Genomic DNA, 13,960 nt, shown 5'->3' with positions numbered 1-13,960 from the left:
TATACATGCTAATATAATACACTCAGATGACATTTCACTATTAGTTCGTAAAGGGATAAGCATAACGGTGCTTGCCCCTGTTTTTTTATACCTGTTATAAAATACTTAAAGAAATTTAAGTAAAAGTATTGACAATATATAATACTTAAACTATTATAAGTATGTAAATTAAAACAAAGGCGGTTATTACAATGAGAAAACAAATCGAAGAATTATTAAAAAGCGAAGTTACAGGTTATAGAATTGCAAAGAAAACAGGTATTGGTGAAAGTGTTATTAGTAATTTAAGAAGTGGCAAACGTAATTTAGATAATATATCACTAAAGAACGCTGAATTACTAGCGCAATTCAAAAATGATTGGGACTTATATACAAATGCAAAACAAATTGAGGTAGATCCTGAAAGTGAAATAGAATTTGTAGAAAGTTTATATACTAATTACAGCATGATTAATACTAATAATGAGAATAACGGTTACTTTATTAGCTTTGAGAGTATTAATAAAGTAGAAGTTAATGACAAAGAATTATTCGAAATAGAATTTAAATATGCTGATGAAATTGAAATAGAAGAAGATTACTTTAAAGATGAAGTTGAACGTGCAATTTGGGGCAATGAGGAAGTCGAAGATAGAATATTCTTCAAAAAATATGAGGAAGCATTATCATATCTTAAAATGAGATATGATATATTCACATTAGAAGAAGTAATCGGAACAAAATAAAGTTAATTATGTTATAATTAACTTACAAGGGGTTTACCCCCAGTTAAAAACGTAATGATCTTAAGGAACAATTCATTTGAAAATGTTCCAATACGTATTGATCTAGCCATATCTCTATTCGGGGTATGGCTATTTTATGTTATAATTTAATCATTCTCGGTAGCCATTCTGATTTAGTGGAGGCCTTGCTTGCGTTTAGCAGTAAGTAACTGACCACTCATTTGATAGACGTCTAGTAACCGTATCTTAATAGGTACGGTTATTTTTTATGTATAATTTTCAAAAAAAACACAAACCACGTTCTTATGAGCGTGGTTTTATGCGAGGGACTCGGGTCCCTAAAAAGTCCCTAAAAATTTGTATTATATGGTGTGTTATTAATAGGCAAAATAAAAAGAACCCCGTCGTTATGGGATTCTTAATTTCGAAAAGTGTTTAATTTTTAGTTAATAACGTCCTGGGAGGGATTCGAACCCCCGACCGATGGCTTAGAAGGCCATTGCTCTATCCAGCTGAGCTACCAGGACATGATTTTTTAACACAAGAATAATTATAGCTAAAGAAACCTTATTTATCAATAGCTTTGATATAAAAAAAGTTTATATTTTTCACTAATTATGCGCATTTGTAACTCTTACGAAACGAATTGACCAAAATTAGACGTTAAACCTTTTATATACTATCTGCCGATTTTGAATTTCAACGTTAGTTATCAATAGTAGTACAATGAAATGCGTGAACAGGAATGGTATTGATAAAGTAATGTCATTTAATTAGTATGATCATTGATTAATACGCGTTTATTTACGATTATGCTTTGTTTTATGAATGAAAATAGACACAGATTAACTTAGCAAGGACTATAATTGATGAAATAAACTGTTTAAGCGAGGCTTTTATAATCTAATTTTAAGCGAATGTAAAGGTATTGTAAACGTTTGCAGAATTGTCTGATTTTGTACAACATATATGAATGCCTAAGTGTATTCTAATAAATCAAATGCCTACAGTTTTGATGTTTAATGTTTGAGTTAAGAAAGATAGAACGCAAAACCAACAAATCGGTATATAGTATAAGTATCAAAACGATAGGTAAACAAAAACTTACCAATTCATCGTTTTTAGTTTTAAGAAATAGCTTAATGTATTTCGAACAAACGAGTGCATTAAGATTCAAATATTCTAGCTAAAAAGAAATGGAGCGATTTAAATGTCAAAATTAGTACAAGCAATTTCAGATGCAGTTCAAGCAGGCCAAAACCAAGATTGGGCTAAATTAGGTACAAGCATTGTAGGTATCGTAGAAAACGGTGTTGGCATTTTAGGTAAATTATTCGGATTCTAATATTTCGACTTAAACATTTCATCTAAATATAAATAAACAGTACAAAGGAGATTATAATCATGGAAAAAATCGCAAACGCAATTAAAAGCGCAATCGAAGCAGGTCAAAACCAAGACTGGACTAAATTAGGTACAAGCATTTTAGATGTAATTTCTAACGGTGTAACAGAATTAAGTAAAATCTTTGGTTTCTAATTCAACGCTTTTTTTAAAACTTAGTTAATATCATAAATATACAAACAGAAATGGAGAGATAAATATGCAAAAATTAGCAGAATCTATTGCATCAGCAATTCAATCAGGTCAAGATAAAGACTGGGGTAAAATGGGTACTGACATCGTAGGTATCGTAGAAAACGGTATTAGTGCTTTAGGTAAAATCTTCGGTTTCTAATATAAATTTTAAGTCATATGGACCAGGGCAAGCGCTCTGGTCTTTTTTTAATTTATAGATCAATTTCTGTTAAAATACATAGTAGTAAATAATGAGTAAGGATGAAACGATGAAATATAATACAATTCTATTAGACTTCGATGATACTTTAGTTGATTTTTATGATGCTGAAGATAAAGCATTTCATAATATGGCAAAGCATTATCAACATTATCCAACAGCTGAAGACTTTCAATTTTTTAAACAAATTAATCAAGCACATTGGGAGGCATTTCAAGAAAATAAACTTACTAAAGAAGAAGTTCTATCCCACCGTTTTATTGAATACTTTAATCATTATGGTATAGAAGTTGATGGTAAACAAGCGGATATTATGTTTAGAGATGAATTAGCAAAGGCACCTATTAAGCACTTTGATTCAACTTTAGAAACCATAGATCGCTTAGCTCAAAATAATGAACTGTATATCGTAACGAATGGCGTTACTGATACGCAAAAAAGACGTATTGCGCAATTACAGTTTATAGATACATTTGCGGGTGTGTTTATTTCAGAAGAGACAGGCTATCAAAAGCCTATGATAGAATTTTTTGATTATGTGTTCGATGAAATTGGTGAAGCGAAACGCGAAAGTGCCATTATCGTAGGAGATTCGTTAACTTCAGATATATTAGGAGGCAAAAATGCTAATATCGCTACATGCTGGTTTAATATAAGAAACAAGAAGAACACCTCTAACATAGAGCCGGATTATGAAATTAAATCATTAGACGAATTAGTTAAATTAATTGAAATGGATAATGAAACATAGCTGAGTGCGGGGCTTAACGTAGCAGGTTCCAAACAGAAACGTCACACATATGTCAAGTTGTGCTAGTGAGCTATTAATTCTCAGTTTTTCAAAAATTAAAGCCAGTAAATGAATTAAGTCAAAACACATTTACTGGCTTTTTTCTAGTAATTGAATCTTGGTTTTTATATAGAAATGATTTGAATCACTTTTTTGTTCACGCTATGAAACGATTATTTAGGAGACCAAACAAGTACATCGTGGCCTTCAGGGTTTTTGGCATGAACATCTTCAAAATCTTGATTGATTAAAAAGTTTTTAGAATTTTGACGTGCAATCGCTTTGATAGGCATATTATAAGATTTGGCATAATCAATGAGTGATTGGCCGTATCCTTTATTTTGGTACTTCTCTAATACTTCCAATTTCCATAATAGTAAATAGTCATCAAATTCTGGAAAATAAATTTCCTCAACATCACCTTTTTTTAACAACGCCATACGCGCAACAAGGTTTTCACCATGGAAAATGCCATAGAATGGTGAATCGGAACTAGCGTCTATCATTTGACCTTGTAGTTCTTCTACCATGTATAAATCTTTGTTTCCAAACGCTCTAAAAGCTTCAAATAACTCGTCTGTTTTATAATTAATTTCAAGATGTTTAACTTCACTCATTTTCGTTATCCCCCTTATTTCTTTAGTTTTATTATAACTTAAATAATATGTAAATTTCATTCAATTATATTTTCCTTAGCAAAGACATCTTTTACAATACTATTTATAATTTTTTAAGCCGTAAAATTGTCATATAGTGCTATAATCTTTATACTATATGAGTAATAGCTATGTTGAAGGAGTATGGATATGGACTGTCGAGTAACTCAGTTTAAAGAAAAAGATTTATTTATTTCAAAATTAAAAGAAAGTGACAAGCGATTATTAGCGTTTTATCAGTATGATCCTGTTGCATCATCTAGCTTCACTGCGAGAATGGAACGTCCAAATAATGGTAGAGAACAACAATTAGCACAAATCATTAAAGACGAAATGGCAGATTTAAAATTAACGACTTCTCAACTAGAGCACATAGAGGCGCTTGGACAAGGTGCAAAAGTAGTCATCGGTGGTCAACAAGCCGGTCTATTTGGTGGACCTTTATATACGTTCCATAAAATACTTTCAATTGTTACGTTAAGTAATCAACTAACTAAAGCATACGGTGAAACGGTTGTACCAGTATTTTGGATTGCCGGGGAAGATCATGACTTTGATGAAGTCAATCATACGTATGCATATAATGGCAATGAGGCACAAGTAAAGAAAGTTAAATATCATACAATGACACCACCAGAAACTAATGTTTCAAGATATACACCTGATAAGGAAGCACTAATCAATGCATTAAATCTTTTCTTCAAAGAATTAAAAGAAACTAAGCATTCTAAACCTTTATATAACTTATGTGTGGATATTATTAATACGTTTGATACATGGACAGATATCTTTAAAGCTTTATTACATGAAGTCTTTAAAGATTACGGTTTGTTACTCATTGATGCACAAAATAATAACCTTAGACAACTGGAGAAACCATTATTAAAAGAAATTGTAAATCATCACGCTAAAATTGATCAGGCATTTAGACAAACACAAGAGCAAACTATTGAGGCTGGGTTAACACAAATGATTCAGACTGACACGAATGTTCATTTATTCCTTCATGAAGATGGGATGCGACAATTAATTACAAGAGATGGGGACTATTTTAAATTAAGTAAGTCTGAGAGCACTTTCTCAGAAAAGGAACTCATGGAATTGATAGAAGCTGAGCCAGAGCGATTCTCAAACAACGTTGTCACAAGACCAGTCATGGAAGAATGGTTATTCAATACTGTAGCATTCATAGGTGGCCCAAGTGAGATTAAGTATTGGGCAGAATTAAATGGTGTGTTCCAATTACTAGATGTTGAAATGCCTATTGTTTTACCACGTATGAAAATCACTTATATGATGGAGAGAACAGAAAAGCTATTGAAGCAATACAATTTGAATGTTGAAAAAGTAATTCAAACTGGTATTGATGATGACAAAAATAAATTTGTACGAGAAAAAGCATCCAACACCTTCATTCAACAAGTAGAAGAATTGCAAGCTAAACATGACAATGTATATGAGCAATTATTAAATGAAGTTCAAGGAAATCAAGACAATTTAAATTTAGTTACTAAAAATAGAGACATTCATCATAAACAATTTGATTATTTACTTAAGCGCTATTTATTAAATATTGAACGAGAAAATGATATTAGCATGAGACAATTTAGAGAATTGGATTTCGTATTACATCCTCACCACGGACTGCAAGAAAGAATTTGGAATCCACTCCAAATTATGAATGATTTTGGGATTGATGTGTTCAGTCCCTCCACTTATCCACCACTTGAATACACATTTGATCAAATCATTGTAAAACCTTAATAAATCAGGCATTAGCCCTATTTTATCGAAATGATAAAATAGGGTTTTTTTGTATAGAAAAAAGAATTTTAAGATATTTTACAGAATTAGTGGAGGATAGTGGGGATATGTGGTAAATTATAAATAAGGTGAGGTGATAATAATGTTCATGGGAGAATACGAGCATCAACTTGATGCTAAAGGACGTATGATAATTCCATCTAAGTTTAGATATGACTTAAACGAACGTTTTATTATCACACGAGGCCTTGATAAATGTTTATTCGGTTACACACTTGAAGAATGGCAACAAATAGAAGACAAAATGAAAACCTTACCTATGACAAAAAAAGACGCACGTAAGTTTATGCGTATGTTCTTCTCAGGTGCGATTGAAGTGGAATTGGATAAGCAAGGGCGTATTAATATTCCTCAAAATTTAAGGAAATACGCTAATTTAACAAAAGAATGTACAGTAATAGGCGTCTCAAATCGAATTGAAATTTGGGACAGAGAAATTTGGAAAGATTTTTATGATGAATCTGAGGAAAGTTTCGAAGATATTGCTGAAGATTTAATAGATTTTGATTTTTAATGGAGGAATAAGTCGTGTTTCATCATATTAGCGTCATGCTCAACGAAACAATAGATTATCTAGACATCAAGGAAGATGGTATTTATGTAGACTGTACGCTTGGTGGCGCGGGTCATGCTCTCTATTTATTAAATCAATTAAACGATGACGGTAGATTAATTGCGATTGATCAAGACACAACAGCATTAGATAATGCTAAAGAAGTATTGAAAGATCATCTACACAAAGTCACGTTCGTACATAGTAATTTTAGAGAATTGACTGACATTTTGAAAAATTTGAACATTGAAAAGGTAGACGGAATTTATTATGACTTAGGCGTTTCGAGTCCACAATTAGATGTTCCAGAGCGAGGATTTAGTTATCATCATGATGCCAAACTGGATATGAGAATGGATCAAACGCAGCAACTTAGCGCATATGAAGTAGTCAATCAATGGCCATATGAAGCGCTTGTTAAGATTTTTTATCGTTATGGAGAAGAAAAATTTTCTAAACAAATAGCGAGACGAATCGAAGCACATCGTGAACATCAGCCTATCGAAACTACATTAGAGCTAGTTGACATCATCAAAGAAGGCATTCCTGCTAAAGCTCGAAGAAAAGGTGGTCATCCTGCAAAACGTGTATTTCAAGCTATACGTATAGCAGTCAATGATGAGTTATCTGCATTCGAGGATTCAATTGAACAAGCGATTGAGCTTGTGAAAGTTGGAGGCAGAATTTCAGTAATCACTTTCCACTCTTTAGAAGACAGATTATGTAAGCAAATGTTCCAAGAGTATGAAAAGGGTCCTGAAGTGCCACGAGGGTTACCAATTATTCCTGAAGCTTACACACCTAAACTTAAAAGAGTAAATCGTAAACCAATAACGGCAACTGACACAGATTTGGATGAAAATAACAGAGCGCGCAGTGCAAAATTACGTGTTGCAGAAATTTTAAAATAAGGAGTAATTGACGATGGCTGTAGAAGAAATATATGAACCATATGAAGACGTCCAGCACAATAGTATACCGAAACAACAACCTCAACCCAAACCACAAACACGAACTGTCACAAAAAAGGTTGTAGTTCAACTCACAAGGTTTGAGAAATACTTATACATAACACTTGTTACTGCAATTGCAGTTATTGCTATCTATATGCTATCTTTAAAAATGGATGCGTATGATACTAATGGAAAAATTGCAGATTTAGATTCTAAAATTGAACAACAATCAAGTGAAAATAGCGCGATTCAATCTGAAATAAAGAAAAGTTCTTCTTACCAACGCATTTACGACAAGGCTAAAGCACAAGGTATGAGCCTAAATAACGACAATGTAAAGGTAGTGCGTACAAATGGCGAAGCGAAAAATTAAAATTAGAAAAAATAAATTAGGAGCAGTCCTCCTTGTTGGTATATTCGGACTGCTCTTTTTTATATTGGTTTTAAGATATGCGTACATAATGATTACAGGTCATTCAGATGGACAAGATTTAGTTATGCGGGCAAATGAAAAGTATCTTGTTCAAACCAATGAACAGGCGGAACGAGGTAAGATCTACGATAGAAACGGTAAAATTCTCGCAGAAGATGTAGAAAGATACAAAGTTGTGGCTGTTGTCGATAAAAGTGCAGGTAAAAGTGGTGATAAACCACGCTATGTTGAAGATAAGAAAAAAACTGCTAAAGCATTATCTAAAATTATAGATATGAAACCTGAAGAAATTGAAAAAAGGCTTAATCAGAAAAAAGCATTCCAAGTAGAATTTGGGCAAAAAGGAACCAATTTAACGTATCAAGATAAGCAAAAACTCGAAAAAATGGATTTACCTGGCATCACATTATATCCAGAAACTGAACGATTTTATCCAAATGGTAATTTCGCGTCTCATTTAATTGGGATGGCTCAGAAAAATCCGGATACAGGCGAATTAAAAGGTGCACTTGGTGTAGAAAAAATCTTTGACAGTTATTTAAGTGGTACTAAAGGTGCGTTGTCGTATATTCAAGATATTTGGGGATATATAGCTCCAAATACTAAAAATGAAAAATCACCTAAACGTGGCGACGATGTTCATTTAACGATTGACTCTAATATTCAAGTGTTCGTAGAGGAAGCACTGGATGATATGGTTAAGCGATATCAACCAAAAGATTTATTTGCTGTTGTGATGGATGCACAAACGGGTGAGATCTTAGCTTTTAGTCAACGACCTACGTTTAACCCAGAAACTGGCGAAAACTTTGGAAAAAAATGGGCAAACGACTTATATCAAAATACGTATGAACCTGGTTCAACATTTAAATCATTCGGTTTAGCAGCAGCTATACAAGAAGGTAAGTTTGATCCTGATAAGAAATATGAGTCTGGACACCGTGATATTATGGGGTCTCGAATTTCTGACTGGAATAGAACTGGTTGGGGAGAAATCCCAATGTCTCTTGGATTCACTTACTCTTCAAATACATTGATGATGCATTTACAAGACCTTGTAGGTGCTGACAAAATGAAATCTTGGTATGAACGATTTGGCTTTGGTAAAAAAACAGGCGGCCTATTTGATGGTGAAGCTGAAGGCCATATTGCCTGGTCAAATGAATTACAACAAAAAACATCATCATTTGGACAATCTACAACTGTAACGCCAGTACAAATGATTCAGGCACAATCTGCTTTCTTTAATGATGGCAATATGTTGAAACCTTGGTTTGTTGAAAGTATTAACAATCCAGTTTCTAAGAAAACATTCTATCAAGGCAAAAAAGAATTTGCGGGCAAACCCATCACTGCTTCAACTGCAAGTAAAGTAGAAACTGAACTAGATAAAGTAGTTAATAGTAAGAAAAGTCATGCGATGAACTATAGAGTAGACGGCTATGATATTGAAGGTAAAACTGGTACCGCCCAAGTAGCAGATGAAAATGGTGGCGGTTATGTTAAAGGTGAGAACCCTTACTTTGTAAGTTTCATAGGCGACGCACCTAAGAAAAATCCTAAGGTTATCGTTTATGCTGGAATGAGTTTAGCTCAGAAAAACGACCAAGAAGCCTATGAAATGGGTGTAAGTAAAGCATTTAAACCAATCATGGAAAATACACTTAAATATTTAAATGTAGGTTCTAAAACTGATGAAACAAAATCAGCACAATATTCAAAAGTTCCGAATGTATCAGGACAGTCTACAGATAAAGCGAAAGAAAGTCTGCAATCTGAAGATTTACAAGCAGTAGTTATTGGTAATGGAGATAATGTTAAATCGCAATCGATTAAACCAAACAAAAAACTATTGCCTAATAGTAAAGTGCTTTTATTAACCGATGGCGATATCACAATGCCAAATATGAAGGGTTGGACAAAAGATGATGTACTTGCCTTCCAAGAATTAACCGGCATTAACGTTACAACAAAAGGTAGTGGTTACGTCACAAAACAATCGGTTACGAGTGGAACAACATTAAAAGATAATAGTAAAGTTGAAATTGAATTATCTACTGAAGACCCTGATGACACGTCGACAAATGCTAGTGCTAATGATTCAACATCAAATGATGCTTCTAATAAAGAACAATCAAGTGATGATTCGTCAGATAAAGACAAATCAAATTCGTCTTCTGACACTAGTGGGGAAGACAACAAAGAAGATTCATCTCGTTCATCTGGCCAAGACGAGTAGTCCAGTACGACGCACAACGCTAGTAAGTAATCAGACATTGTCTTGAAAAGGTAGATGATGAGGTACAGGTATTGGATGAACACTGATGTTTTTATAAATTACGCATCATCAAAGTGTTTCATTCAATACTGTACTCATATTTAAATGAATTCACTTACAAATATTGATAAAATAAATAAGATATTATAACGAAGTTAACTCAGAGTACAACGTTTAAAAATTAAATATATAAAGGAGACCATTATGCTTTTTATACTCGCGTTTATCGCACTACTAATTACTTTTATTTTAGTACCAATATTAATCCCAACACTTAAGCGAATGAAATTTGGACAAAGTATTCGTGAAGAAGGTCCGCAAAGTCATATGAAGAAGACAGGAACACCTACAATGGGTGGCTTGACTTTTTTAATTAGTATTATCATTACGTCAATTATTGCAATTTTCTTTGTAGATAATTCAAATCCAATCATATTATTATTATTTGTAACCATTGGTTTTGGTTTGATTGGCTTTATCGATGATTACATCATCGTAGTTAAGAAGAACAATCAAGGTTTAACAAGCAAACAGAAATTTTTAGCACAAATCGCTATTGCAATAGTATTCTTTGTACTTAGTGACGTATTTCATCTTATAGCGTTTTCAACTGATCTAAATATACCTTTTACAAATATTAGCATTCCATTATCATTTGCTTACGTTATTTTTATCGTATTTTGGCAAGTTGGATTCTCAAATGCTGTGAATTTAACAGATGGTTTAGATGGCTTAGCAACAGGACTATCAATCATTGGTTTTACAATGTATGCCATTATGAGCTTTGTTTTAGATTCACCAGCAATTGGTGCATTTTGTATCATAATGATTTTTGCTTTATTAGGTTTTCTACCATATAACCTTAATCCTGCAAAAGTATTTATGGGTGATACAGGTAGTTTAGCCTTAGGTGGTATTTTTGCTACAATCTCAATTATGTTAAATCAAGAATTATCATTATTACTAGTTGGATTAGTATTTGTAATCGAAACAGCTTCAGTTATGTTACAAGTTGCTTCTTACAAACTTACAAAAAAACGTATCTTTAAGATGAGCCCAATCCACCATCACTTTGAATTAAGTGGTTGGGGAGAATGGAAAGTTGTAACAGTATTTTGGACAGTTGGTTTAATTTCAGGATTAATCGGATTATGGATAGGAGTGCATTAGCATGCTCGATTATAAAGGATTAGAAAATAAAGATGTCCTTGTGGTAGGATTAGCAAAAAGCGGATATGAAGCAGCTAAGTTACTAATTAAACTAGGTGCAAATGTAACAGTCAATGATGGCAAAGATTTATCTCAAGATCCACATGCCAAAGATTTAGAAGCATTAGGTGTTAAAATTGTTGATGGTGGTCATCCTTTATCGTTACTTGATAATAATCCTATTATTGTCAAAAACCCTGGTATCCCATACACCGTTTCTATTATTAAAGAGGCTTATCAACGTCATTTAAAGATTTTAACTGAGGTCGAATTAAGCTATTTAATATCTGAAGCACCTATTATTGCAGTTACTGGTACCAATGGTAAAACAACTACCACTTCTTTAATAGGAGATATGTTCAAGAAAAGTAGATTGACTGGTCGTTTATCTGGAAATATAGGTTATGTGGCATCTAAAGTAGCACAAGAAACGTCGCCAGATGAATTTCTTATAACTGAATTGTCATCTTTTCAATTATTAGGTGTAGAGCAATATCGTCCGCATATTGCAATTATTACAAACATATATTCAGCGCATCTTGATTATCACGAAACGCTTGAAAATTATCAAAATGCTAAGAAACAAATTTATAAAAATCAAACCGAAGATGATTATTTAATATGTAATTATCATCAAAGACAATTAATTGAGTCAGAGAATTTAAAAGCTAAGACACTGTATTTCTCTACACATCAGGAAGTTGACGGTATTTACATTAAAGATGGCTTTATTATCTATAAGGGCATAAGAATCATAAATATAGATGATTTAGTTCTACCAGGTGAGCACAATTTAGAGAATATTCTAGCTGCGGTATTGGCCTCTATTCTAGCTGGTGTCCCAATAAAGGCCATCGTTGATAGTTTAACGACATTCTCCGGCATAGATCATAGATTGCAATATATTGGCGCCAATCGCACGAATAAATATTATAACGATTCTAAAGCTACGAATACATTAGCAACACAGTTTGCATTAAATTCCTTTAAACAACCTATAGTATGGTTATGTGGTGGTTTAGATCGTGGGAATGAATTTGATGAATTAATCCCTTATATGAAAAATGTTCGTGTTATGGTTGTTTTTGGTCAAACGCAAGAAAAATTTGCTAAACTTGGCAATAGTCAAGGCAAAATCGTCGTCAAAGCTACAGATATTGAAGATGCAGTGAAAAAAGTACAAGATGTAGTTGAACCGAATGATGTTGTCTTATTATCTCCAGCTTGTGCAAGTTGGGATCAATATAATACATTTGAAGAACGTGGAGAAAGATTTATAGAGAGCTTCCGTGCCCACTTACCATCTTATTAAAGGTTGTGAAATCAAGTGAAAGATAAACGACGTAAAAATAATAAGGTGAGCTCGATTCAAAGTCTTATCGAAAAGAGAAATCGAGAACTAAATAATGAAGACCACCTTTCAAATCATGTAAATAATAATGACTTACCCACTGATGATGATCAATTGTATAAAATAAAAAAGCAAACTGATGAATCAAATCGAGAAAATGAGAACAATTCAGCAGACACACAGAAAACGGAAAGCCAAATCAAGGATTCTGAATCATTAGAACAAAATACATCTAGTGATCCATCGCATAAAAGCATAGAGAAAAAAGCCGAGAATAATCATAGTCATGATAGTGAAAAACCAGAGAAAAGGCATACGCTTTCTACTCAGTCAGAAGAACCTACGCACAAATTTACTGTCAAAGATAGGTTGAAAGAATTTAACGATAATCGTAAGAGACGAAAGCGTGAAAAGGATGCTCGATTCGATCATTTATCACCTCAAGAAAGAAAAGAACAACTAAGAATTCAGCGAAGGAAACGTCAAAAAAGAGTTCAGTATATTATCCTAACCGTTTTAATACTGTTAATTATCTTATTTTTACTTTATATGTTTACACCACTAAGTAGAATTTCAAATATTAAAATTAGTGGAAATAACAACGTAACTGATAGTCAAGTTGAAAAAGCTTTAGATGTTAAAGACAATTCAAGGATGTATACGTATAGTAAACGTAAAGGGATTCAAAATCTGAAGAAAAACGATTTAATCAAAGACGTTAAAATTAAAAAACAATTACCTAATACATTGAAAGTACAAATAACTGAAAATCAAGTTGTGGGTGTTGTCAAAGAGAAAAATAAATATGTGCCAATCATTGAAGGCAACGAAGAATTGAAAAACTTTGATGGTAATATTGCCGGTAGCGGTCCAATTATAGATGGATTTAAAGGTAAAGAAAAAGATAACATGATTAAAGCGTTGTCTAAGATGTCTCCAGAAGTGAGAGATATGATTTCAGAGGTGAGTTACGCACCCAAACAAAACAGTCCTAATCGAATTCTTTTATATATGCAAGATGACATGCAAGTGGTAGGTAATATCAAAACAATTGCTAATAAAATTAAATATTACCCTCAAATGTCACAATCTTTAGCGAAAGATGATTCAGGAAATCTAAAAACACAAGGATATATAGATTTATCTGTAGGTGCATCATTTATCCCGTATAATGAAAATAGTAGCGGAGATTCTAAATCTGATCAAAATGTTCGTCAAAAATCACAACAAGAAACAGATGCAAAAGATGAGTTACAAAGTGCATTAAATAAAATTAACGAACAATCAGATTCAAATAATTAAAAAATTTCGATATTAATATGTGTTTATAGTTCACAAGCCTTTCGACGTATTGTAAACTAAACATAGTGTATTTTAATAGTAATTTGTC

At 32.7% G+C, this 13,960-nt stretch carries 14 protein-coding genes and 1 tRNA gene; 13 read left to right on the top strand and 2 right to left on the bottom strand.

Features of this window, described 5'->3' with window-relative positions; all coding sequences use genetic code 11:
- Nucleotides 1–191: 191 nt before the first annotated feature.
- Nucleotides 192–725, top strand: a complete 534-nt coding sequence (locus KA909_RS07245) for a hypothetical protein (protein ID WP_210130077.1) — start codon at nt 192–194, stop codon at nt 723–725.
- A 453-nt stretch (nt 726–1,178) separates the two neighbouring features.
- Here KA909_RS07245 and KA909_RS07240 read toward each other — a convergent pair.
- A tRNA-Arg gene (locus KA909_RS07240) sits at nt 1,179–1,252 on the bottom strand.
- Nucleotides 1,253–1,935: 683 nt separating this feature from the next.
- On the opposite strand from KA909_RS07240, the gene KA909_RS07235 reads away from it, so the two are divergent.
- The 4 genes from KA909_RS07235 (at nt 1,936) to KA909_RS07220 (ending at nt 3,274) form a co-directional block, all read left to right on the top strand.
- Nucleotides 1,936–2,070, top strand: a complete 135-nt coding sequence (locus KA909_RS07235) for a phenol-soluble modulin PSM-beta-3 (protein ID WP_011276028.1) — start codon at nt 1,936–1,938, stop codon at nt 2,068–2,070.
- A 59-nt stretch (nt 2,071–2,129) separates the two neighbouring features.
- Nucleotides 2,130–2,264: a beta-class phenol-soluble modulin gene (locus KA909_RS07230; protein ID WP_070855432.1), complete on the top strand. Its 135-nt coding sequence runs from the start codon at nt 2,130–2,132 to the stop codon at nt 2,262–2,264.
- 64 nt (nt 2,265–2,328) lie between these two features.
- Entirely contained in the window at nt 2,329–2,463 is a 135-nt protein-coding gene (locus KA909_RS07225; RefSeq protein WP_075108605.1) for a beta-class phenol-soluble modulin, read from the top strand.
- A 109-nt stretch (nt 2,464–2,572) separates the two neighbouring features.
- Complete coding sequence (locus KA909_RS07220) at nt 2,573–3,274, top strand: YjjG family noncanonical pyrimidine nucleotidase (protein ID WP_210130076.1); 702 nt, start codon at nt 2,573–2,575, stop codon at nt 3,272–3,274.
- A gap of 212 nt (nt 3,275–3,486) precedes the next feature.
- Here KA909_RS07220 and KA909_RS07215 read toward each other — a convergent pair whose 3' ends face one another.
- Entirely contained in the window at nt 3,487–3,930 is a 444-nt protein-coding gene (locus KA909_RS07215; protein ID WP_053029181.1) for an N-acetyltransferase, read from the bottom strand.
- A gap of 189 nt (nt 3,931–4,119) precedes the next feature.
- Here KA909_RS07215 and bshC point away from each other — a divergent pair, with 189 nt between their 5' ends.
- The 8 genes from bshC (at nt 4,120) to KA909_RS07175 (ending at nt 13,872) form a co-directional block, all read left to right on the top strand.
- Entirely contained in the window at nt 4,120–5,733 is a 1,614-nt protein-coding gene (gene bshC, locus KA909_RS07210) for a bacillithiol biosynthesis cysteine-adding enzyme BshC (protein WP_210125252.1), read from the top strand.
- A gap of 142 nt (nt 5,734–5,875) precedes the next feature.
- Nucleotides 5,876–6,307: a division/cell wall cluster transcriptional repressor MraZ gene (gene mraZ, locus KA909_RS07205; protein WP_053029183.1), complete on the top strand. Its 432-nt coding sequence runs from the start codon at nt 5,876–5,878 to the stop codon at nt 6,305–6,307.
- Nucleotides 6,308–6,321: 14 nt separating this feature from the next.
- The gene (rsmH, locus tag KA909_RS07200; RefSeq protein ID WP_075108608.1) at nt 6,322–7,257 is read left to right on the top strand and encodes a 16S rRNA (cytosine(1402)-N(4))-methyltransferase RsmH; all 936 of its coding nucleotides are present in this window, start codon (nt 6,322–6,324) and stop codon (nt 7,255–7,257) included.
- Between the two features lie 13 nt (nt 7,258–7,270).
- Entirely contained in the window at nt 7,271–7,672 is a 402-nt protein-coding gene (ftsL, locus tag KA909_RS07195; protein WP_053029185.1) for a cell division protein FtsL, read from the top strand.
- Nucleotides 7,653–9,971, top strand: coding sequence for a penicillin-binding protein (locus KA909_RS07190; RefSeq protein ID WP_210130075.1), 2,319 nt, complete (start codon nt 7,653–7,655; stop codon nt 9,969–9,971). Before ftsL ends, KA909_RS07190 begins: the two co-directional genes overlap by 20 nt.
- Nucleotides 9,972–10,214: 243 nt before the next feature.
- Nucleotides 10,215–11,180, top strand: a complete 966-nt coding sequence (mraY, locus tag KA909_RS07185) for a phospho-N-acetylmuramoyl-pentapeptide-transferase (protein ID WP_053029187.1) — start codon at nt 10,215–10,217, stop codon at nt 11,178–11,180.
- A 1-nt stretch (nt 11,181) separates the two neighbouring features.
- Complete coding sequence (gene murD / locus KA909_RS07180; RefSeq protein ID WP_053029188.1) at nt 11,182–12,531, top strand: UDP-N-acetylmuramoyl-L-alanine--D-glutamate ligase; 1,350 nt, start codon at nt 11,182–11,184, stop codon at nt 12,529–12,531.
- A 15-nt stretch (nt 12,532–12,546) separates the two neighbouring features.
- Nucleotides 12,547–13,872, top strand: coding sequence for an FtsQ-type POTRA domain-containing protein (locus KA909_RS07175; RefSeq protein ID WP_193839457.1), 1,326 nt, complete (start codon nt 12,547–12,549; stop codon nt 13,870–13,872).
- Nucleotides 13,873–13,960: the final 88 nt, after the last annotated feature.

The sequence above is a fragment of the Staphylococcus sp. GDX8P54P genome (genome assembly GCF_017893165.1).
Classification (GTDB): Bacteria; Bacillota; Bacilli; order Staphylococcales; family Staphylococcaceae; genus Staphylococcus; species Staphylococcus borealis.
Note: the sequence above shows the minus strand (reverse complement) of the source record. Positions and strands in the feature narration are given on the sequence as shown.